Raw genomic sequence first — 20,822 nt, forward strand, 5'->3', positions numbered from 1 at the left:
TGTAGAACCAAGCTTTTTCCTATCTAGCCGGGTTTCTTCAACCCGTGCATTTCCGTCCATTCAGCTGCCATGCTGGCGCTTGATTTCCGCTTCGCAGAACGCAGCGAAATGCTGGACGACTTGCCGGAGTTTCATGCTTCTGGATTGGGCGATACCCAGCGTGGTCGCGTTCACTTCGTCCTTGAACTGCTTGATCACGAAGTCTTCGCCATCCACGGTGCGGCTTGATTTGAGCGGGAAGTTGAGGATGCTGTAGCCCAGGCCGTTCGCCACCATGCCGCGGACAACTTCAGGCTGTGACGACTTGAACGCCGCAATCGGCCGGTCACCGACGGCGTCGAAGAGTCCGGCGAAGTATTCGCGGCTGTGCGGCAGGTCGAGCATGACGTAAGGCTCGTCGCGCAGGTCGGCCAGCGCGACGCTGCGCGCGCGTGCCAGCCTATGTGTCCTGGGCAGGATCACATAGGGCGGCAATGACAGCAGCGGCGTGAAGGCGATGTCGTCGGTCAGGTCGAGGTTGTAAGTAAGCGCTATATCCAGCGAACCATCATGCAGGCCCCGCAGCAAATCCTCCTGATGCGCTTCGAGCGTACGGAACGCAATGCCCGCGTGATCGGCGAGGAAGCGGCTCATCATCGCGGGCATGAGCGGCGGCGCGAGCGAGACAAGGCAGCCGAGCGTGATGGCGCCGGACATGCCGCCGTCCATTTCCTTGGCGGCCGTCTGCAGGTCCTCCGCGTTCTTGAGCAGGTCGCGTGCACGCCCGAGCATGTCCCGGCCCGCCTGCGTCAGGGATAACCCGCTCGCGTGATGTCGAATAAAAAGCTGGACCCCGAACGACACCTCCAGGTCCGCCAGCGCCGTGGAGATGGACGGCTGCGAGATATGCAGCAGCTTGGCCGCGGCCGTGAACGACAAGACTTCCGCCGTGACGACGAAGTACCTCAACTGACGCAGCGAATAGCGTAATTGCGCAGGTTCCATGATCCGCCCCGTGGTCTTTTCTAGCGCTTATTGTGCGTGGACATAAATGGGCTTGCATAGGCAAAAGCGATGATTTGCATTTTTGAAATATGTTTTTCGGATGCGTCGCCCGAGCGTAGATTTTGCGAAAGGCTAGCGGACACGCGAGGGGGACGACATGCAACGAGACAACAGTTCAACGGAAGGTGAAGGCAAGGTCAGGGACGTAGACGCCTTGCGCGCTGCGTTCCTGGATTCCATGGCGTCGAACTCCACCTCGGTTCACGTGGTGACGACCGGCAGCGGCGACCAGCGCTTCGGCGTCACGGTCAGCGCCTGCAGTTCAGTGTGCGCAGATCCGCCCACGCTGCTGGTCTGCATCAACACGCGCAGCCCGGCGAATGCGGCGGTAGCGGCCAACGGCGTGTTCGCGGTGAACCTGCTGAACGTGGCGCAACGCGGTATAGCGGATACGTTCGCCGGGCGCTCGTCGACGGCCAAGCCCTTCGACTTTTCCTGTTGCACGAATACGGCCGGCACGCTGGGCGTGCCGCTTATCGACGGCGCGGTGGCCGCGCTCGAATGCCGCGTGGTGGCGCAGCAGGTTATTGGCACGCACACGGTGTTTTTCGGCGAAGTGGCGGCTGTCACCCGCGCGCCGGTGACGCACATGCCCTTGCTCTACTGCAAGCGCGACTACGGCCAGTTCCTGGCGTTTTAAACGATCCCGTTCTAGACGATCCAGACAGGCCGGCATGGACCCATTTCCGAACGACATTCCCAACGGACCGAGGCACAGTAAATGATCAGAACCGGCGAGCAGTATCGCGATTCCATTCGTGACGGACGGCAAGTCTGGATCAACGGCGAACGCGTGAACGACGTGACCACGCACCCCATGTTCAAGCCTATCGTCGATATCCGTGCGCGTATCTATGACATGGCGCATGAGAAAGCGACGCAGGGCATCATGAGCTATGTGGATGAAAAGACCGGTGAGCGCAACGCCATCGGCCTGAAGCTGCCGTACACGCAGGAGGACTGGCATGACAAGCGGCTAGCGGTGGATACCGTGCTCGACGACGTGGGAGGTATTGCAACGCGGGTGGGCGATGAAACCATCGGCGAGATGTGGTCGCTGTATGACGGCAAGGATGTGCTCAACGAAGTGGACCCGCGTTTTGCGGAAAATATTGAGCGCCACATTCATCGGACGCTGCACGAGGACCCGTTCCATGTGTCCGCGAACACAGACCCGAAGGGCGATCGTTCGAAACCGCCTCAGGAGCAGGACCCCGACATGCTTCTGCATGTGGTGAAAGAAACCGATGCCGGCATCGTGGTGCGCGGCGCCAAGTATGAAACGGCCGCCGCCTATGCGAACCAGGCCTTCGTCAAGCCGACTATCGCCAACTGGGGTGATGCGAAACTCTCCGACTATGCGGTTGGTTTCATCGTCAACATGTCTGCGCCGGGGCTCAAGTTCATCTGCCGTACGGGCTTCGCGGGCCGCGCGAATCCGGAGGACTATCCGCTCTCCAACCGCTGCGATGAAATCGATACATTGCTGATCTTTGACAACGTCCTGATCCCGTGGGAAGACGTGCTGTTTTATCAGCACACGAAGGCGGCCACGTTCATTCGCGCCACGCTGCATCGCTATAGCGCGTTTGCGTTCGTTCAGCGCAACCTGCGTCTGGCCGACCTGATGATTGGCACGGCGCTGTTCAATGCGCGTCAGACCGGGCTCGAAAAGCAGCAGGCCGTGCAGGAAAAACTGTCGACCCTCGCGGTGTACAGAGAGACCATCAACGCGCATTTGACCGCATCTATTGCATGCGGTGAGCGCAGTCCTGCGGGGCTGATGATGCCCAACCAGTCGCTGCTTTATACAGGGCGCGTGCAAGCATGTTCGCGGCTTCACGAGATGATGCATCTTGCCCGCGAGCTGTGCGGCGGGCAGATTTGCGTGACGCCGGACGCGGCCTCATTTGCGAATCCCGAGATCAGCGACTGGCTCGACAAGTACTACACCGTCAACGAAAACTGGGTCTCCGACGACCGCCGCAAGTTGCTTGCGTTCGCCCGTGACTTGCTGAATTCCGACTACGCCGGACATCGGCTGACGTTCCAGTTGTTTGCCCAGTCGCCTCCGTTCGCGCATCTGGGCGCCGTGTTCCGCAACTTCGATTTCGACAGTACGCTCGGCTACGTGAAGAAGGCTGCGAACCTGTCGGACCGTGTTGTTCAATCCAGCGCAGAGCCGCGGCTCAAGCGCGTTGTGTGAGGTGTTCATGAGCCATACCCGTATCCGCAAATTCAATACGCGCGAGACCTACCCCGAGCAGAAACTGGACAATGACCTGTGCCAGGCGGTGGTCGCGAACGGCACGGTTTACCTGCGCGGCCAGATTGGCCAGGACCTGGATACGCGCGAATCGGTGGGGGTGGGCGACATCGCCGCGCAGGCCGAAAAAGCCATGGCGAACATTGCGATGCTGCTGGACGAAGCCGGCAGCAAGCTCGAGGATATCTGCAAGATCACGATCTATCTCGTCGATGTCCGTTATCGCGAGGCAGTCTATACGGTGGTGGGAAAGTGGTTGAAGGGCGTGTATCCGGTCTCGACCGGGCTCGTGATTTCAGCGCTCGCGCGGCCCGAGTGGCTGGTGGAGATCGACGTGATCGCCGTCATTCCGAATAGTTGAACGGAGTCTTCTCATGACCTTTTCACTGGCTGGCCGATGCGAACGTACAGGCATGGTCGGCGGCATTGTGTGCAGTTCGAGCATTGCGGTCCCCAGCCGTTGCTTGTGGGCCAGCCCGCACGGCGTGGTGCTGAGCCAGAACGTGACCGATCCGCGTCTTGGCGTGCTTGGCCTGAATTTGCTGGCGCAGGGATTCGGTGCGCAGAGTGCCTTGCGGCAGTTGCAGGACGCACGGCCCTACGCCGAGTGGCGACAGCTTGCGGTACTGGACACCGACGGTTCGCGAGAAGCGGTGACCGGGGCGAAAGGACTTGGCATTATCGCGACGAAGGCGGGGCGCGACTGCATCGCGGCGGGGAATCTGCTTGCACACGATGGTATCCCGGCCGCCATGGTCGAAGCCTTCGAAGCGTCTCACGCGAGTTCGCTTGCCGAGCGGTTGATCTTCTCGCTGGAAGCGGGCGCGGCGGCGGGCGGTGAGGCGGGACCCGTGCATTCAGCGGGATTTTGCGTATACGGGCGGGACGTCTGGCCGCTTGCGGAGTTGCGAGTGGACTGGTCCGATGAACCCATCGCCGACTTGCGCGTGCTCTGGCAGCGCTACGAACCGCAAATGAACGACTATGCGACGCGCGCGAAACGGCCCGAGCAAGCGCCGTCGTATGGCGTACCCGGAGACCTTTAGCTTATGACGCATGCCTTGCTGGATAGCACGCTTGATCTGCTGGATTCCCTGATCGCATTCGATACCCGCAGTTCGGAATCGAATCTCGCGTTGATCGATTTCATCCAGCAGTACCTAAAGCGGCACGATGTGGAGTCGTCCCTTGTATTCGATGAAACCGGGCGCAAGGCGAATCTCTACGCGACCATTGGTCCCAAGGACCGGGCTGGACTCTGCTTGTCCGGTCATACCGATGTAGTTCCCGCCGATGGCCAGCCGTGGACCGTTCCGCCGTTCGAAATGACGCGTGGCAGCGATCGTGTGTTTGGCCGTGGCACGGCGGACATGAAGGGGTTTATTGCGGCTGTGCTCGCGAGCGTGCCGCATTTTGTGCAAGCGTGTCGCGAGGTGCCAATCCATCTCGCATTCAGTTACGACGAAGAGGTTGGATGCCGGGGCGTACGCGGCCTCTTGCGTGAACTGGCGGCTGCGCCGGTGAAGCCACTGGCGTGCATTATTGGAGAACCGACCAGCATGCAGGTCGCGGTCGCGCACAAGGGCAAGAAGGCGTACCGATGCTGCGTGAAAGGGCTGGCCGGGCATTCGGCATTGACGCACCTTGGTGTCAACGCGGTGGATTTTGCGGCGGAGCTGGTGACGTTCCTGCGCCGCACGCAACGGGACCTGCGCACCCACGCGGCGCTTGATCACGACTTTGACCCTCCCTACACGACGGTTCATACGGGACGCCTGAACGGCGGCATCGCGTTGAACGTAATACCGGATCACGCCGAGGTGGAGTTCGAGATTCGCAATCTGCCCGGTGACAGCGCGGACGTTATCGTGGAATCGATCACCCGTTATGCGGATAACGAAATCGTGGGCGCCATGCGCGAGACGTTTGCGGGCAGTGGCATCGACTGGCAGCAACTGGTCGACTATCCGGCGCTCTCCGACCAGGCCGCTGCTAGCTGGCTGCGGGAGCTGGCGTGTGCCGCGGCTGAGCGGGAAGACGTGCGAACGCTCGCGTTTGGTACCGAAGGCGGGCTGTTTCAATCGATCGGCATTCCAACCGTGGTGTGTGGCCCAGGTTCGATCGAACAAGGACACAAAGCCGATGAGTATGTTGAACTCGACCAGTTATCGAAATGCCTGAGTTTTCTCGGCAAGCTTTCCATGAACCTGCCCGCTGCTTTGCCGGCCGATCGCTCTTAGGTGCTTGCCTGCGCGGCTTAGGGCGGTGCTTTGGTCGTTGGAGTTGGTCGTTGGGGGTGGTGCCGGGGTTTGGGGTTTGCGGTCGGGGTTGATGCCGGGTTGGTGCTTTCGGCCTTAGTGGTCTGCGAGAGTCGGATTTTCTCTTTATCACTATTAGCCACTGTGCGTGGCGGCACGTCATTTCTTTGTCCAAAGCGACAAAGAAACGAAGCAAAGAAAACGCTTTCAACCACGCTACCCTAAGTGTCCACAGCGTGCAGTTTCTATTCATAGGTGCCCCAAAAGCACGGTGCTCGCCAGAGCGAAGGATGTGTGAACCCCTCCTTCTCCGAACACGGATACCCACACGCTTCGCCACCAGTGATTGAACCTGCCCAAGGGGCACCCCGCGCTATCCGCGGACAAACCTCCTGCCGAATTTGTACGCATGACGAATCACTTCGCCAACACACCAAGAAATGAGGCCGCAGAATGCGTGAGCCCTAACCCTCGGAAATAACAGCGCAAACCGAGCAGCTAACTCACGAAGAACCGCAGAAGCAAATACGCGTGAGGCCGTGCCGGTTCCTGGGCGCCTCGTGCTTGCCCGAGAGCGTACGGGGCGAAGCGTGTTCGTGTCAGGATTCGCGAGAAGGAGGGGTTCAAACATCCGTGGCTCTGGCGAGCACCGTGCTTTTGGGGCACCTATGAATAGAAACTGCACGCTGTGGACACTTAGGGTAGCGTGGTTTGAAAGCGTTTTCTTTGCTTCGTTTCTTTGTCGCTTTGGACAAAGAAATGACGTGCCGCCACGCACAGTGGCTAATAGTGATAAAGAGAAAATCCGACTCAGGCAGACCACTAACGCTGAAAGCACCAACCCTGACCCCTGGTCGCCAGCAGGCCTCATCCACCCCCGGTGCGAACGAAAACCAATGGGCTCGTTGAACGTTGTACAAACCATTGCTATTCTCAATTACGCAGACGTTAAAGGTCTTTAACCAGTTAGTCCGCTTGATCCGTTAGGATTTGCTGAGAAATTTCCAGTGACCCGGGCGAGGAGAGCAATCCTTTGGCGTCAAAAACGGAGCTAAAAAGGTTCAGGTCGAACCTGGCCGACGAACTCGACAGTGCAGCGCTTTACGAAACGCTGGCGAACGTCGAGCAAGATGGTTCGAAGAAGGCCATTTATGCGGAACTCGCTGCGTCCGAGTTCACGCACGCGCAAGTGTGGCGCGAGAAACTTCGGGCGAACGGCGTCAAGGTCCGGACGCATCAGTACAGCGCCAAGACCCGGGTCATGCGGGCGCTCGTGCGAGTCTTCGGCCCGGATTTCGTGTTGCGCACGGTTGCCGCCGCCGAATACGCAGACAGGGATAAATACGCGGGGCAGCCGGACGCCGCGCAGATGGCCGAGGAAGAACATCGGCACGCGGACATGGTGCAAAGCGTGGCGAATCACAAGCGCCCGCAGAGGTCGAAAGGCGCCGAGATTGCCGAAGCGGAGTCGTGGCACAAGGGCGTCTCGTCCGGCAATGATCTGAGGGCGGCCGTCCTTGGTGCGAACGACGGGTTGGTATCGAATTTTTGTCTGATCATGGGGGTAGCAGGCGCGGGGATCAACAACAAGACCATCTTGCTGACAGCTTTCGCCGGCCTGATTGCGGGCGCGTGTTCCATGGCGCTGGGCGAGTGGTTATCCGTGACTAATGCACGGGAACTCGCACGCACCCAGATTGCGAAAGAAGCGGACGAGCTTGAACACACGCCTGACGCCGAGCGGCACGAACTCGCACTGATTTACCAAGCGAAGGGCCTCGATGGTAACGAGGCCAAACGTGTTGCCGCCCAGATCATGCGAGACAAGGACAAGGCGCTCGACACGCTGACACGTGAAGAGCTCGGCCTTGATCCCGCCGAGTTGGGCGGGAATCCCTGGTCTGCTGCAGGCGTTTCGTTTTGCTTGTTTTCGATCGGCGCAATTTTCCCGGCGATGCCTTTCCTGTGGACCAGCGGCCTCGCGGCAATCATGCAGTGCGTTGCATTAAGTGCGCTTGCACTTGCTGCGATCGGCGTGTTCACATCGCTTTTCAATGGACGTGGTGCAGCGTTTTCGGCGATGAGACAAATCGTAATTGGATGTATTGCCGCAAGCTTTACATTTTGCGTAGGCCATTTGCTTGGCGTGTCGATATCCTGACACGGGTGGTTTCGCCTGGGCCCCATGTCACTTCAACCAACGCGGCCTTCGCGTGCGTTTCGCTTTCCCGCTGTTTTCAGCCAAGCCGGGAAAGCCGCTCAAGCGGTGACTTCACCCGCGTAACGACCCGCCTAGTTATACCCAAGTATCGCAATGGCTGTAATGTCGGCACGATCGGACACGTTGCAGGCGAGTACGGTCATGGGTGCCTGAAGCATCGATACATACGAGGAGCATTGCTTTTCGGTTTTGGCTGCGGCCTTGGATACCTTGCTACGGCTTCCTGCAAGCGACGAGGTCAAGGCACTGAGATGATTGAACGTCTTCATGTTGAACACCACTTCGTTTAGTTATCGGCGAAAACAACGGCGTGACCCGGTAGACGTATGCGCCTCCTGATAGCGCAATCCCGAGACTAAACACCGGTCAGCCGCAGTTTGTGTTCTTCCAGTAGGCGCCAACCGCCAGGTTCAGGACATTGGTAGTGTTACCAATACAGCCGCACAGGCCCTTGCCGGGTGGGCCTGCGTCGCGTTAAGCGTATGTTTAGGGCAACAGTATCGCGGCCTCGCAAGCGCTAGCGCGATTGGTCGACGTTCGATAGTTCGATAGGGACGACGAACGCCAGGGGCTCAGCATCCCGGGTTTAGCCGGAATCGGATTTTCATGGCCGGGGCTAAGGTTGCACGGGTCACCGCCCGAGGTTCGGCTGGTGGTATCGGCGGATATTGCCTTGTGCCCCGTAAAGGCGGATACGTTACAGGAATGACCACGTGAACAGCGATGCGGTATCACGCGCGATGCATACGTGGTGTGTTGCTTGTCCGAAGATGTTGCCGCCCCGCTAAGCGCGGCGTGGAAGCGAAACCCGCGTTGCGTCGAATGGCTCCGCGTGATCTCACGGCCGAATCGCCGTGGCGCACCGGCTTTTATTCCGCCAGCGGACGGCCCGACGTCGCCTCAGGTTCTTCGCCAAATCCTGCTGTCTCGGTCTCGCCCTCATCCACTGCCTTACCGTCCTGCGTCGCACCTTCAAGACCGAGCTGCTGCCGTGCTTTCTCCCAATACTCGTCTGCGCGTCCATCGGGACTACCGTCTTGTTCCCAAAGATAGAACGCAAGCGTGCGAATCTGCTCTTCCGACATTTGGACGTCCATAGTCTGCCCCGTAAAAATGAGTACTCGATCCGAAAAACGTCGGTCAACGCAAAGCGTGACCGTGCCAAGCTCGCTTGAGCTTAATGACGTTTGCAGCAATTTTCGTGACACCCGAAAACTTGCGTTGAGCGCGGGTGGATGGCCAGCGGCGACACTCGGCGGGGAGTGTCGGGCGTGTTGAAATACTTGGCAAACGGCACGCGGCGGTAAAAATCGCAATGAACGTATGAGAAGTGAATTGCAGAAGTGAATTGCAGAAGTGAATTGCAGAAGTGAATTGCAGAAGTGAATTGCAGAAGTGAATTGCAGAAGTGAATTGCTAAAGGACGCTTGCGAACTGGCGTAACGCGACCGCGTCCCGCCAGAAAATGCATCACTTCCGCCCGCTTCACCGAGTGCCGATACGTTCCTGTCGTGCATTCGAAAATACCGGTATCAATCGCTTCGCTACCTTGGATCACGCGTTGCACGCCCGAGACTTAAATCGGCGTTGTGCCGGCCAAGCCGGCGGTGCCCCAATCCTCGGGATTTTTCAGGCTGACGCTCTGCTCGATTTGCCGAACCTTCACGTGGACCTTATTGATTCGTTACTCGTGATGTCAGGCCGCAGTATCCCGCTTTACTGTTCGCTCGATCTTCCCCAGTCGCACGACGGTCACGCCGGGGCGCAATTGCCGCAGCGACGGCATCACCAGCATGCAGTCGTCGTAAGGCGTGTGGATCGGCTTGCCATTCGACCAGCCGATCAAGCTGCCCGCTTCGGGGAAAATTTCCAGGCCCGTATAAGGCTCGGCGAAGCGAAAATCCATGCTCTCCGCCACAACCGGTTGCGTCACCCGTACAACGTGCATGGTCGGCGGCAGGGGGCTCAGCCAGTCGCCGGGTAAGTCTTCACTATCGACCACGCCGGAGAGCAGCAGGAAGCGCGCGGTGGTATCGCGGGCGACCGTGACAGCGCTGCGTTCCCAGTGCTGTCCGCATTCGATCAACAACGCGTTCTTCGGGCTGCCGGCATCGCCAAAACCCTCGTAATCGCGCATCCGGCGGCCTTCGGGATGACCTTCATCGCAGATCACCGTGGCCGGCGTGCCCAGTCGCAACGATAACTCGATGCCCTTGTCCAGCGGACCCGCGACAATCAGCGGCTTGCTGCGTTCGTGCATTGAATGGAGGTCGAGCAGGGCATCCACGGTATCGATGACCGGACGCATCTCGCGAGCCCGTGCAAGCTCGCTGGACGTACGCGATGTGTCGTCGAGCACCTTGCTGGTCCATACGCGGTTGAAGTCCTGATCGACGAAACGGGCGGCATCGGGTTTCGACGGATCGAAGCTTGCATACGCCTCGACGTTCGCGAACGAGAGCGTCAGGCGGCCGCGCCGTGGCCGCAATTTCAAGCGCAGCAATGCATCGACCACAATCGCGCCGCACACCTCGTTACCGTGCGTCAGCGCGTTGATCATCACGTGCGGTCCGGGCAAGCCGGAGTCGAACGTGTGCACATACGGAATGCCCGATTCGGGCTCTGCATGCACCGAGATATCGGGGAACGTGACCTCGATCGGATAATGTTCAACGGGCGTGTTCATGCGAGATTCCCCTGGCAGAGGTACTTGATGGAAAGGTAGTCGTCGAGGCCGTACTTCGACCCTTCGCGGCCATAACCCGATTCTGTCACGCCGCCAAAGGGCGCTGCTTCGCTGGACAATGCGCGAGCGGCGGCGTTGGTGGCTGCGCGCCATTGGCCATCGATGAAATTGTCCGGGCGGATCAACTCCTTCAGTTCGAACTGGCGTGTCATAAGGCCATGCTCCTGATTTAAGCCAACTCATTTAAGCGCGATGCCCAGGCTCGTTGATTCAAGCCAGCCGCGCGGCAATCGCCTGACCGACTTCTGTTGTGCTCGCCTTGCCGCCGAGGTCGCCGGTATGCGGACCTTCCTTGAGCGTTGCTTCGATCGCAGCAAGGATAGCGTCGTGCGCGTCGCGTTCCGGGCCTTTGAAGTCACCGAGGAACTCGAGCATCATGGCTGCCGACCAGATCATGGCGACGGGGTTCGCGATGTTCTTGCCCGCGATGTCCGGCGCCGACCCATGCACCGGTTCAAACAGCGAGGGGAATTTGCGTTCGGGGTTGAGGTTGCCTGAAGGCGCGAGGCCGATAGTGCCGGTGCATGCGGGACCGAGGTCGGAGAGGATGTCGCCGAAAAGGTTGGTCGCTACGACCACGTCGAAGCGGTCCGGATTCAGGACGAAGCGGGCGCACAGGATGTCGATGTGCTGCTTGTCCCACTTGACGTCCGGAAAGAGCGCGGCCACTTCGGCGGCGCGCTGGTCCCACCACGGCATGCTGATGGCAATGCCATTGCTTTTCGTGGCGACGGTGATCTTTTTCTTCTCGCGGCGCTGCGCGAGATCGAATGCGAATTTCAGCACGCGTTCGCTGCCGTGGCGTGTGAACACGGATTCCTGCAGCACGAACTCGCGGTCCGTGCCTTCGAACATCACGCCGCCCACCGATGAATATTCGCCTTCGGTGTTTTCGCGCACGATCCAGAAATCGATGTCGCCGGCTTTGCGGTTCGCGAGCGGCGACGGCACGCCTTCGAACAAGCGGGCAGGGCGCAGGTTGATGTACTGGTCGAATTCGCGGCGGAATTTAATGAGCGAGCCCCACAGCGAGATGTGATCGGGGACAGTGTCGGGCCAGCCGACCGCGCCGAAGAGGATGGCGTTGCAGTCCTGCAATTGGGCTTTCCAGTCGTCGGGCATCATCTGGCCGTGTTGTAGGTAATACCCGCAGCTTGCCCATTCAATGTGCTTGTATTCGATGGAAATGCCGAAGCGCTTCGTGGCAGCGTCGAGGACGCGGATGGCTTCGGGCATTACTTCCGTGCCGATACCATCGCCGGGAATGACGGCGATTTTGTAGGTCATGGTTGGGGTCCTGTTAAGGGTTTCGTTCGCACTTGGAGGTGTTGGGTTGGGGTCTTGCTTTAGCAGTCTGGGTTAATGCCGGGTTGGTGCTTTTGGCGTTAGTGGTCTGCTTGAGTCGGATTTTCTCTTTATCACTATTAGCCACTGTGCGTGGCGGCACGTCATTTCTTTGTCCAAAGCGACAAAGAAACGAAGCAAAGAAAACGCTTTCAACCACGCTACCCTAAGTGTCCACAGCGTGCAGTTTCTATTCATAGGTGCCCCAAAAGCACGGTGCTCGCCAGAGCGGAGGATGTGTGAACCCCTCTTTCTCCGAACACGGATACCCACACGCTTCGCCACCAGTGACTGAACCTGCCCAAGGGGCACCCCGCGCTATCCGCGGATAAACCCCTCCGAATTTGTACTCTCGTCGAACCACGGCGCTGACCAACCAAGGTGCAAAGCCGTAAGCATGGTTGGGGCTGTGGCTACTATTTTATTCCCCCCTACAAGGCTTAAAATTGGCGTTTTGGTTAAGCCACTGTGCACGAAGCGTGAATAATGAATATCCCGTCTTCCCCCAACCTCGATGATCTCCGCGTCTTCTGCACGGTCGCCCGCAAGTCCAGCTTCAGCGCGGCGGCAGAGGTCCTGTCGGTCTCGGCGGCGTACGTCAGCAAGCGCGTGAGTGTGCTCGAAACCGATCTCGGCACTCGCCTGCTGCATCGCTCCACACGCCGTGTCGCCATTACCGAGGCGGGCGAACGTGTCTACGCGTGGGCTGAAAAAATCCTCGACGACGTCGATCATCTCGTGGAAGACGTGTCCACTACGCGCCGCATTCCGCGCGGCACGCTGCGTATTTCCAGCAGCTTTGGTTTTGGGCGGCATATTGTGGCCCCGGCGCTGGCGCGGCTCTCCGACCAACATCCGCAACTGAGCATACGCCTGGATCTGTTCGACCGGCTGGTGGACGTGGCGGGGGAAGGTTTCGACCTGGATATACGGATTGGCGACGAGATCGCGGCGCATTTGATTGCGAAGCGGCTGGCGTCGAATCATCGCGTGCTGTGCGCGTCGCCGGACTATGTCGAACGTCATGGTGCGCCGAAGCAACTGGCCGATCTAGCGAGCCATGCGTGCCTGGCGATCAAGGAACGCGATCACCCGTTCGGTTTGTGGCGCTTGCATGTGCGTGGCGAACCGGTTTCGATCAAGGTGACCGGGCCATTGTCGACGAATCACGGCGAGGTCGCGGTGCAATGGGCGCTGGCCGGACGCGGGATTGTGCTGCGCTCGCTGTGGGACGTTCGCCCGTTGCTTGAGAGCGGCCAGTTACTGCAAGTGCTGCCTGATGTCACGCAACCCGCTAACGTCTGGGCGGTGTACCCGGCGCGGCTGGCTGCTTCGGCGAAAGTGAGGGTGTGCGTGGACTTTCTCGCCGACGAGTTCGCGCAATGGAACCTGCCGGCGCTTTGAGACGCTGTTGCACAATGAGTCGATGAAGGCGCTCACGCCAGGGGATGGGTTTAAGCGTTAGCGGTCGCAATGCCGGGTTGCTGCTTTCGCGGTTAGTGGTCTGCCTGTGTTGGCTATTTTCTTTATCACGAGTCCAGGCGGTCATTGATTCCGAACCCTGGCATGTACCAGGCAAGGTAAATGGCCTTTTGTTAGCGGATTCATACGGAAAAGGTCTTCCATTATCTTTGGCCAACCGCGGGGGGCTCGGTACTCAAGCACGCTCAATGCCGTGATGGCTGACGACCAGTTGTGCAGGCGCGCTGCTATCTCATCGCTATTGATACCCCAGGGCATGGGAGGCAGGCGATAGTGTGGCGTTTGCATGACACCCCATTGGGTTAACTGGGAAAACCACCGCGGAATGACGTCGAAGGCGATCTCGGCGCCTGGGAAATGCTCGATGATCCTGATGAACAAACGTCTCACCGCGTCGGGCTCAAGGTACATGAAGAGGCCCTGGACCACGATAAATACATCAGGGCCCGGTTCGATCCCTTCAATCCAACCCGGCTCGAACACGCTCGCAGCAACGTGGCGCAAGCGCGTGGATGAAGGAAGAAAGTGCTGGCGTAGTTCGATCGCAGCAGGCAGATCGACCGTGAGCCATCGCATCCGGCCGTTGTCCACGCGGTGAGCTTGCGTTTCGAGGCCTTCACCCAGGGATACAACCAGGCCATCCGGATGGCGTTGGAGCCATCGCTTCAACAATTCGTCGATCTTTGCCGCCCGTGCGGCAAACGAACCGACGGGCTCTCCAAAACGACGCACGAAATCGTAGTCGATAGCATTGCAGATGCGCACGCTATCGGGGTCAGCGAGAATGCCGTCAGGCCGACATGCCTCGCACGCACGGTCGTAAAGCGTCCACAGCATGGTTTCTGACACACCATCCAATTTGCATGGGACCTTCGAGAAACTGCCGGCGCGGTGATTGCGAGCCCGCGAATCCTCTTCAAGAAGCGGTGCGCCTAACACGGCGGCTGTCAAAGCACACCTAGACGCTTGGCGTTTGCGGTCGCACGGCCGTGAATAGGTGCGAGGCTCTCCTGGACCACGCGGGCGGTTGAATTGGCCAACTGCAACGGATTGGCCGGAGAGGCTGCTGCGATCTTCAACAGCGCCGCCTGGCATTCAATCCATTGCGTTGCAGATTGACTCGACGCCAAGGCTGAGGCCGCCGCGGACGTAGCCCAGATATGTTTGCTGGTATCCATCGCCAATGCCATGCCCAGATTTACGAATCCTGAACCCATCGCCTGGATAGATTCGGACGCTGCCTCGCTCTTTTCCCGGCTCATTAGAGTGAACTCAACCCGGTCCCGCTCATTGGGCAGCGGGCCGGCCATCGCCATGCGAGTGGTGCGAACTTTAACGACCTGGGTGGTCGCGTTGAGCATTTCGCACGTCTCCGTAAAAAGGCGCAACCAGTTCGTGGAAAGTTCACCGAGAGATGGTAAGAAAGTCGAGGAAGTCATGAAGTACTCCAGGGATGCGTTTGCGCCTCTGATTCGAACAACTGATCGCTGAACGCAGCGACTTTTTTGTCGAACGCCGAAAGGGCTCGGTTGTAGTCCGCAGTTCCATCCGCTGTCGAGTTCAAAGACATGCAGGTTTGACAGACCAAGTTCATACGACGCGTCCGTGGCTCTTTCGCAAGGTTTCTACGATCGGCATAGCTCGCCTAAGTCGCCGTCGGCACACTGCAGCATAGGCCGATAAATGCTGCGTCGCAACAAGTCATTTGAGCGCGTTTTGGCGCACATGAATGGCGCTGATACGGAATTCCAAGGCGCTGGACAGACGATCACGGAAGGGGCGATAGAGCTCGGCCTGATCGGGAGAACGAGATCATAAAAACAGCGGCATACTTCACGCGGGATGCTCTGTGAAGTATGCCGCACAGGAAATCCCCTTGAGGGACGCCTGGGCTGGCGCGCACATCAAGGTGTTTACGCCGCTTGAAATGGGCGTAGTGCTCGACGTTAGCATCAGCGGCTGTCGAGCGTGGAAGCAGGCTTCAATGTCCGACGCAACTCGGATACGGTGGTTGTTCCCCGGGCACGTTCAAGCAAAGTTTCAAGGGCATGAGAGCTTGCATCCTTCCGGCCCACCTGTTCACGCGATATCAATCGGAGCCGGCATTGCATTGCCTCTCTGAGACCATTGCAAAGTATAGAAATCCTCTTCCCCTTTGACCACGGCAATCGTGGCTGTCTCACTGTGCCCAGCACTCGCCGCCGCCTTCAGTCGTAGGAGAAGACGCTGCCGAATTTGTCCATGCGTTCGAGCGCCATGCCCGAGCCGCGCACGACGCACGTCAAGGGGGCTTCAGCGACGAGCACCGGCAGGCCGGTCTCCTCGGCAAGCAAACGGTCGAGGTCGCGAAGCAGGGCACCGCCGCCCGCGAGCATGATGCCGCGCTCGGCGATGTCAGCGCCAAGTTCAGGCGGCGTGTTTTCGAGCGCGATTTTGACTGCGGAAATTATCTGGTTCAGCGGATCGGAGAGCGCTTCGAGGATCTCATTGCTGGATACCGTGAAGCTACGCGGAATACCTTCGGACATGTTGCGGCCCCTCACGTCCATTTCCCTGACTTCCGAGCCAGGGAACGCGGAGCCTATCTCCTTCTTGATGGCTTCAGCGGTCTGCTCACCGATCAACATGCCGTAGTTGCGACGGATATAGTTGACGATCGCATCGTCGAATTTATCGCCGCCGACGCGCACGGACCCCTTGTACACGATGCCGCCGAGTGAAATGACGCCGACCTCGGTGGTGCCGCCGCCGATGTCGACGACCATTGAGCCGGTCGCCTCGGACACGGGCAGACCGGCACCGGTGGCGGCCGCCATGGGTTCTTCGATCAGGTACACCTGCGACGCTCCGGCGCTATGGGCGGCTTCCTTGATCGCACGCCGTTCGACCTGAGTGGATCCGCAGGGCACGCAGACAACGATCCGCGGCGATGGCGCCAACATGCGCGGCTCGTGCGCCATCCGGATAAAGTGTTTGATCATCTGCTCGGTAATGCTGAAGTCGGCGATCACACCGTCCTTCATCGGGCGGATAGCTTCAATGTTGCCCGGCACCTTGCCGAGCATCTGCTTGGCTTCCTTGCCCACGGCCAGAATGGTTTTTTTGCCATTCGGGCCGCCTTCCTGACGAATCGACACGACCGAGGGTTCGTCGAGCACGATACCCTTGCCACGCATGTAGATCAGCGTATTTGAGGTGCCGAGATCAATCGCCAGGTCGTTGGAAAAATAACTGCGCAGAAAACCGAACATTCAAAATCCTGTGTTGCTTGACGGCAAGCGCTTGGCCCCATCGCGTGCGACCAACCTGCGGTCGAGAATGGGGAAGAGTAACAGCTTCGGGGGAACGGAGCCGCAGCGCCGCCCGCACGTTGTTATCAACGAGGACCTGCATGCCTGGAGATGGAGGGCCGGCCGTCGATGAATTCTGGCAAACCAGCGTAGCCGGCCGCAACGGCTCTGTCGTATGTCGGTGGTGGATGGCTCCGGCATTGTGAGCTGCAAGAAGCCAAAATTTGCGACAGGCGTCGGCCATAAGCGCCCTTAATCGGGAGAAGGAGTTGTCCCCCGTCGCCGGTTTCGGTCAGGGCTTCGCATCCTCCTGCCTGGAGCCCATGGCCGCGGCAAAGCGGCTTTGGGCCGCGATGAGCTGGTCATCCGTGGTCGCCACCAGCCACAGACGTGCGTGCTCCGCAATCCATCGGTTGTGGTCCTTCAACGGCCCCATGGCAGTAGCGGCCTTCCAGACCACCGGGCCGATCCGGCTTTTCCTGCCCGACACCGCGCCGACCAGCAGGCAGTAAGGTCCCAGCGGAAGCGATACAAACGGAAGTCCCGGACTGGCCCGCACGCGCCAGTCGATGAAGGGCGTCTCGCTGATCAGCAGCGGCGCGGGCAAGCCGTAAAGCACACTGAAATCGTATAGCGCCAGTTGCTCCCGCATGCCGGTGTAAATACGCCGGATGTCTTCGACAACCGCCGCGCGGATCTCGTCCTCGAACATGGGCTCCTGCGTATAGCGGGCCAATGCCTCTCGAGCCTCCAGTTGATATGCGCTGAATAGCCCGAGTTCCACGCAATCCTGCACTGCGCGCTGAACCTCCGCGACAGAACCGGCTTCCTCTGGCGTGCCTAATTGCGCCGCCCGCAAGAAGCGCGCAAGTCCCGCGTCCTGGATCGCAGGACCCTCCGCGGATACATCGTCTTGAGCGTCCTTATCGAGGGGCACGTAGATATATTTCTCGGCTGCGAAATGCGATTTCTTGCCTTCATCAAACTTGATTTCGCCATCGGCGCAGTCGAGATAGCGAGTCCCAATTCGACCATGCTCCCAAACCCAATTCTTCAGGAGCGGACGTAGTGGATGCAGTCGGTCGTGATCGGCCATTGAAACCTCCAAGTGCCCCAGTATAGTTCCAAGTTGTCGATTGTCCGGTGGAGGGCATGGCGATCGCTGAAACCAATGGGCTGGCCGTTTCCAATCACGCGGGCTTGCGGTGTTTGTGTGCGTGACATCAATAGAGGCACTGACACATATAGCGGTCGTGCACCATTCTGAAAGCCTCTCGGACGAAGGGTTTGGAGCGCTCGTCGACGAGGCCACGCGGCTCATAGTCCGGTATCTGCCGTAGCCGCCGTGGTTGACGAGTGAGCAGCGAGCACTGGGGGGGACGGTCATGCGTGCGGTCACGTCGATCGACCTACGCCGCGGTCCACTCGGCGAGCGTGGCCACGGTATTCATGTTGCGAGCGGTGCCCATCCCAACGGCCGGGATTTTGAGTTTTGAACGGGCGATTCCGTCTTTGTAGTGCACATAAATCTCACGCGTCCCGAGTGCGATTTCTTCTGCTTGCCGGCCACTCACACTATCCAGCACATTTGCGGGAGGCGGTGCGTCGAGAAAGATTGCGACGGTTCGATTCGGCGCCGCTGAACTAAAGGGATTATTGGCAAGAACCGCCGCCAGTTCCGCGCCCGTCCGGATCAAAATCCCTACCGGCTTTCCGGCATAAGTCTCAAGACAACGCTCCAGTTTCGCTATCACGGATACTTCCGAAAGCTTGCTTTCGAACACAACGTTGCCGCTGGCGATATACGTGCGCACATTGGAAAAACCAACGGAGGCGCACATTGCGCGAAGTTCGGACATGGGAAGTTTGCCGGTGCCGCCAACATTCACGGCCCGCAAAAGAGCGGCGTAAGTAGTCATCCAGGCATTCTATTGCCATTTCTATCTGCATGGCTCTGTGCCGTAAGCCGACTAAACCGGGTCTCGCGGTTTTGCAGATATCGGGCGAGCACACTAATGCTGGTGCTGAACAATGACCGATTCCTGATCAGACCGGTCTAGACGGATGCAAAGCAGCGCCGCCACGGCCAGCGCCGCAGCCGCCGTCTCCAACGACCCCGAGAACGAATGATGCGGTGCGTACATCGCATTGGCGACAAGCGGTCCCACGATCTGCCCGACGCCAAAGCATGCGGTCATTACAGCGAGAATGCTCACACGCAGGGTGTGTGCAACCCGACGCGCCGCGAGCATCGCAATAGTCGTGGTGCCCATGAACGTCCCGCCTACGATCAATGCGCTGCCAAGGTATCCGGCCGGGTTCGGCGCCACGACCGGCAAGATGACACCAACAGCTTGCAGCGTGAGATTCAGGAACAGCGCGCGTCGTGTGCCAACGCGCATATGGATTGCGTGCCAGATGAAACACGACGGAGCCGCGCCCAGGCCAAATAATGCCCAGACCTGGATGGGATCGATTGAACCAATTGCGTTCCTGACGAAGAAGGGCAGATAGGTCGCGGTGATGATATAGCCGAAGCCCGCCAGTCCGTAGAGCGCGATCAGCCGTCCTGCACCGAGCGCAGGGAAGGACTCGTGTCCGTGTAAGGTTGCACGCGTGCCTCCGGTCTCAACCGGGCGTGCATCGAGACCTGGCAGCGCAATTGCGGCGAGGATCAATGCGCCTGCTGCCAGCACCCACCAAAGCCCGGCGCTATGCAGGTCGAACGCACGTCCCGCGATCAACATTTCCGACGACAGCACAATGCCCATGCCGACACCCGCATAAAGCAAGGGCGCACCGCTCGTGTGGCCGCGATGCTGCAGCAGCCAGAGAGACGCCGCGACCATGGTGACCGCGCTGACGGCGCCCGTGATGCCGCGCATCGCGATGATCAGCCACGGCGCATTCAGCAGCGCCGTCACCCCGAGACATACCACGATGCCCGCGAGCGCAAGCATGCACAGCCTGCGCGAGTGTCGCGGATGCACGGCGGCAGTCAGCAGGGCACCGGCCAGATAACCTGCATAGTTGGCCGATGCGGCGAGCGTGCCTTGATGCACGGTGAGCACGGCATCGCTGACCATGACCGGGTAGATGCCCGTGAACGCAAAGCGTCCGAACCCCATTCCGACCGCCATGACAAGAGCGGCGATCAGCGCCGCGGTGCCTTGGCCTGCAGCCGACGAAGCCTGGCGAATCGTGCTCATGATGATTTCCTTTTTGCTGCGAGCTGCTTCGACACGAAAGGCGTGAGCGCTTCTCGCAGCGCGTTGAATGCTGCCGTTTCGTATCCGTTTCGATGGACGAGCCACGTATCCACCTTCGCCACAGCATGAGTGCGGAGCGCTGGCGGTTCGCGCAGCAGATCGAGCACGCTGCGCGGCACAAGGGATACGCAGCCGCCGGCCGCAACGCACGCAAGCATGCTGTGATAGGACCCGACCTCCTGGATATCGAGTGGCGATCTGTCCTGGCCGAGCCACTCCTCGGCGAGCACGCGGTAGCTGCAGCCTTGTGCAAACGCGGCAAGCGAACGCACGGTGATATCTGCGCCCTGACGGACGGCGGCATGTCCGGGCGGCAGCACGAGCAGGATCTCCTCGCGAAAGACCGGCTCGCCGTGAAGCCCGGCTGCTTCGAGATCCAAAGCCGATGCCATCTCGCCGCATGGCGGCAGCGCAGCGAACGCGCAATCGAGCAGACCGTTGCGAACCTGTTCGATCAATTGCCGCGAGGGCGCAGTCGAAATCCTGAGCTGGACGTCGGGGTACTGGGCGTGAAGGGCGGCAAGCGGTCCCGGAAGACGAGCCGCGGCCGTGCTTTCCATGCTGCCAATTCTCAGCGTGCCGGAGGGCGCTTGCGGGCTTAGCACTTGTCGCGCTTCATCGGCCAGAGCGAGCATGCGGTTCGCGTAGCCGAGAAAACGTTCGCCCTCCGTGCTCAGCGTAAGACGGTTGCCGTCGCGCCGGAATAGCGCCACCCCGAGTTCCTCCTCGAGCTGCTGGATGCGCGTGGTCACGTTCGATTGCACGCGGCCGAGCCGCTTGGCCGCGCGGGTCACGCTGAGTTCAGCGGCGACGACGCGAAAAATGTCGAGGCTGGTGTGGTCCATGAAAATCTCAATTAGAGAACGATGTAAACATCATATTCCCAAATTGAGATAATATGC

At 59.6% G+C, this 20,822-nt stretch carries 19 protein-coding genes and 2 pseudogenes; 7 read left to right on the plus strand and 14 right to left on the minus strand.

All coding sequences use genetic code 11. The annotated features are described in order from the left end of the window. Positions 1-60: 60 nt before the first annotated feature. Complete coding sequence (locus ACSQ8V_RS34785; protein ID WP_436208847.1) at positions 61-984, minus strand: LysR family transcriptional regulator; 924 nt, start codon at positions 982-984, stop codon at positions 61-63. Between the two features lie 157 nt (positions 985-1,141). On the opposite strand from ACSQ8V_RS34785, the gene ACSQ8V_RS34790 reads away from it, so the two are divergent. From ACSQ8V_RS34790 to ACSQ8V_RS34815, 6 genes are all read left to right on the plus strand, one after another. Next, on the plus strand, positions 1,142-1,684 hold the full coding sequence (locus tag ACSQ8V_RS34790; RefSeq protein WP_213762828.1) for a flavin reductase family protein: 543 nt from the start codon (positions 1,142-1,144) through the stop codon (positions 1,682-1,684). A gap of 81 nt (positions 1,685-1,765) precedes the next feature. Beyond that, complete coding sequence (locus tag ACSQ8V_RS34795; protein ID WP_436208848.1) at positions 1,766-3,250, plus strand: 4-hydroxyphenylacetate 3-hydroxylase family protein; 1,485 nt, start codon at positions 1,766-1,768, stop codon at positions 3,248-3,250. A 7-nt stretch (positions 3,251-3,257) separates the two neighbouring features. Then, on the plus strand, positions 3,258-3,671 hold the full coding sequence (locus ACSQ8V_RS34800; RefSeq protein ID WP_436208849.1) for a RidA family protein: 414 nt from the start codon (positions 3,258-3,260) through the stop codon (positions 3,669-3,671). Positions 3,672-3,684: 13 nt separating this feature from the next. After that, positions 3,685-4,356, plus strand: coding sequence for a DUF1028 domain-containing protein (locus ACSQ8V_RS34805; RefSeq protein ID WP_436208850.1), 672 nt, complete (start codon positions 3,685-3,687; stop codon positions 4,354-4,356). Between the two features lie 3 nt (positions 4,357-4,359). After that, the gene (gene argE, locus ACSQ8V_RS34810; protein ID WP_436208851.1) at positions 4,360-5,550 is read left to right on the plus strand and encodes an acetylornithine deacetylase; all 1,191 of its coding nucleotides are present in this window, start codon (positions 4,360-4,362) and stop codon (positions 5,548-5,550) included. A 1,051-nt stretch (positions 5,551-6,601) separates the two neighbouring features. Further along, positions 6,602-7,729 (plus strand): VIT1/CCC1 transporter family protein, encoded by a 1,128-nt coding sequence (locus ACSQ8V_RS34815; protein ID WP_436208852.1) that lies wholly within the window; start codon positions 6,602-6,604, stop codon positions 7,727-7,729. A 131-nt stretch (positions 7,730-7,860) separates the two neighbouring features. On the opposite strand, the gene ACSQ8V_RS34820 is transcribed toward ACSQ8V_RS34815, so the two are convergent. From ACSQ8V_RS34820 to ACSQ8V_RS34845, 6 genes and pseudogenes are all read right to left on the minus strand, one after another. After that, positions 7,861-8,058 (minus strand): hypothetical protein, encoded by a 198-nt coding sequence (locus ACSQ8V_RS34820; RefSeq protein ID WP_213762822.1) that lies wholly within the window; start codon positions 8,056-8,058, stop codon positions 7,861-7,863. A gap of 600 nt (positions 8,059-8,658) precedes the next feature. Continuing rightward, positions 8,659-8,886, minus strand: a complete 228-nt coding sequence (locus ACSQ8V_RS34825; protein ID WP_213762821.1) for a DUF2934 domain-containing protein — start codon at positions 8,884-8,886, stop codon at positions 8,659-8,661. Positions 8,887-9,224: 338 nt separating this feature from the next. Next, positions 9,225-9,455, minus strand: a pseudogene (locus tag ACSQ8V_RS34830) (cupin domain-containing protein); the annotation flags it as partial. A 30-nt stretch (positions 9,456-9,485) separates the two neighbouring features. Further along, positions 9,486-10,475, minus strand: coding sequence for a succinylglutamate desuccinylase (locus ACSQ8V_RS34835; RefSeq protein WP_436208853.1), 990 nt, complete (start codon positions 10,473-10,475; stop codon positions 9,486-9,488). Further along, positions 10,472-10,597: pseudogene (locus ACSQ8V_RS34840) on the minus strand (aldehyde dehydrogenase family protein); the annotation flags it as partial. The pseudogene ACSQ8V_RS34840 and the gene ACSQ8V_RS34835, both read right to left, overlap by 4 nt. 148 nt (positions 10,598-10,745) lie before the next feature. Continuing rightward, positions 10,746-11,822, minus strand: coding sequence for a tartrate dehydrogenase (locus ACSQ8V_RS34845; protein ID WP_436208854.1), 1,077 nt, complete (start codon positions 11,820-11,822; stop codon positions 10,746-10,748). 549 nt (positions 11,823-12,371) lie between these two features. On the opposite strand from ACSQ8V_RS34845, the gene ACSQ8V_RS34850 reads away from it, so the two are divergent. Next, positions 12,372-13,283, plus strand: coding sequence for a LysR substrate-binding domain-containing protein (locus ACSQ8V_RS34850; RefSeq protein WP_213763049.1), 912 nt, complete (start codon positions 12,372-12,374; stop codon positions 13,281-13,283). A gap of 141 nt (positions 13,284-13,424) precedes the next feature. On the opposite strand, the gene ACSQ8V_RS34855 is transcribed toward ACSQ8V_RS34850, so the two are convergent. The 7 genes from ACSQ8V_RS34855 to ACSQ8V_RS34885 all read right to left on the minus strand — a co-directional run bounded on the left by ACSQ8V_RS34855 (position 13,425) and on the right by ACSQ8V_RS34885 (position 20,765). Beyond that, complete coding sequence (locus ACSQ8V_RS34855; protein ID WP_436208855.1) at positions 13,425-14,312, minus strand: class I SAM-dependent methyltransferase; 888 nt, start codon at positions 14,310-14,312, stop codon at positions 13,425-13,427. After that, the gene (locus ACSQ8V_RS34860) at positions 14,309-14,800 is read right to left on the minus strand and encodes a polyhydroxyalkanoate granule-associated phasin (protein ID WP_436186247.1); all 492 of its coding nucleotides are present in this window, start codon (positions 14,798-14,800) and stop codon (positions 14,309-14,311) included. Before ACSQ8V_RS34860 ends, ACSQ8V_RS34855 begins: the two co-directional genes overlap by 4 nt. Before the next feature lie 768 nt (positions 14,801-15,568). Then, complete coding sequence (locus tag ACSQ8V_RS34865; protein WP_089164788.1) at positions 15,569-16,612, minus strand: rod shape-determining protein; 1,044 nt, start codon at positions 16,610-16,612, stop codon at positions 15,569-15,571. Positions 16,613-16,943: 331 nt separating this feature from the next. Continuing rightward, positions 16,944-17,747, minus strand: a complete 804-nt coding sequence (locus ACSQ8V_RS34870; protein ID WP_436208856.1) for a hypothetical protein — start codon at positions 17,745-17,747, stop codon at positions 16,944-16,946. A gap of 313 nt (positions 17,748-18,060) precedes the next feature. After that, the gene (locus tag ACSQ8V_RS34875; RefSeq protein ID WP_436208857.1) at positions 18,061-18,570 is read right to left on the minus strand and encodes a DUF1697 domain-containing protein; all 510 of its coding nucleotides are present in this window, start codon (positions 18,568-18,570) and stop codon (positions 18,061-18,063) included. A gap of 93 nt (positions 18,571-18,663) precedes the next feature. Then, positions 18,664-19,860, minus strand: a complete 1,197-nt coding sequence (locus tag ACSQ8V_RS34880; protein ID WP_436208858.1) for a YbfB/YjiJ family MFS transporter — start codon at positions 19,858-19,860, stop codon at positions 18,664-18,666. Continuing rightward, positions 19,857-20,765, minus strand: coding sequence for a LysR family transcriptional regulator (locus ACSQ8V_RS34885; protein WP_436208859.1), 909 nt, complete (start codon positions 20,763-20,765; stop codon positions 19,857-19,859). The genes ACSQ8V_RS34880 and ACSQ8V_RS34885 overlap by 4 nt, the downstream gene beginning before the upstream one ends. Positions 20,766-20,822 lie beyond the last annotated feature (57 nt).

Origin of the sequence: Caballeronia sp. LjRoot31 (genome assembly GCF_964253885.1) — a bacterium.
In the GTDB taxonomy this organism is placed as follows: domain Bacteria; phylum Pseudomonadota; class Gammaproteobacteria; order Burkholderiales; family Burkholderiaceae; genus Caballeronia.

Bases quoted from the DNA above. Each gene is read 5' to 3' on its own strand.
- ACSQ8V_RS34880 (WP_436208858.1), bottom strand. From the start codon at position 19,860: ATGAGCACGATTCGCCAGGCTTCGTCGGCTGCAGGCCAAGGCACCGCG.
- ACSQ8V_RS34825 (WP_213762821.1), bottom strand. From the start codon at position 8,886: ATGGACGTCCAAATGTCGGAAGAGCAGATTCGCACGCTTGCGTTCTAT.
- ACSQ8V_RS34870 (WP_436208856.1), bottom strand. From the start codon at position 17,747: ATGGCCGATCACGACCGACTGCATCCACTACGTCCGCTCCTGAAGAAT.
- ACSQ8V_RS34885 (WP_436208859.1), bottom strand. From the start codon at position 20,765: ATGGACCACACCAGCCTCGACATTTTTCGCGTCGTCGCCGCTGAACTC.
- ACSQ8V_RS34875 (WP_436208857.1), bottom strand. From the start codon at position 18,570: ATGACTACTTACGCCGCTCTTTTGCGGGCCGTGAATGTTGGCGGCACC.
- ACSQ8V_RS34805 (WP_436208850.1), top strand. From the start codon at position 3,685: ATGACCTTTTCACTGGCTGGCCGATGCGAACGTACAGGCATGGTCGGC.
- ACSQ8V_RS34820 (WP_213762822.1), bottom strand. From the start codon at position 8,058: ATGAAGACGTTCAATCATCTCAGTGCCTTGACCTCGTCGCTTGCAGGA.
- ACSQ8V_RS34835 (WP_436208853.1), bottom strand. From the start codon at position 10,475: ATGAACACGCCCGTTGAACATTATCCGATCGAGGTCACGTTCCCCGAT.
- argE (WP_436208851.1), top strand. From the start codon at position 4,360: ATGACGCATGCCTTGCTGGATAGCACGCTTGATCTGCTGGATTCCCTG.
- ACSQ8V_RS34865 (WP_089164788.1), bottom strand. From the start codon at position 16,612: ATGTTCGGTTTTCTGCGCAGTTATTTTTCCAACGACCTGGCGATTGAT.
- ACSQ8V_RS34860 (WP_436186247.1), bottom strand. From the start codon at position 14,800: ATGACTTCCTCGACTTTCTTACCATCTCTCGGTGAACTTTCCACGAAC.
- ACSQ8V_RS34785 (WP_436208847.1), bottom strand. From the start codon at position 984: ATGGAACCTGCGCAATTACGCTATTCGCTGCGTCAGTTGAGGTACTTC.
- ACSQ8V_RS34795 (WP_436208848.1), top strand. From the start codon at position 1,766: ATGATCAGAACCGGCGAGCAGTATCGCGATTCCATTCGTGACGGACGG.
- ACSQ8V_RS34845 (WP_436208854.1), bottom strand. From the start codon at position 11,822: ATGACCTACAAAATCGCCGTCATTCCCGGCGATGGTATCGGCACGGAA.
- ACSQ8V_RS34790 (WP_213762828.1), top strand. From the start codon at position 1,142: ATGCAACGAGACAACAGTTCAACGGAAGGTGAAGGCAAGGTCAGGGAC.
- ACSQ8V_RS34800 (WP_436208849.1), top strand. From the start codon at position 3,258: ATGAGCCATACCCGTATCCGCAAATTCAATACGCGCGAGACCTACCCC.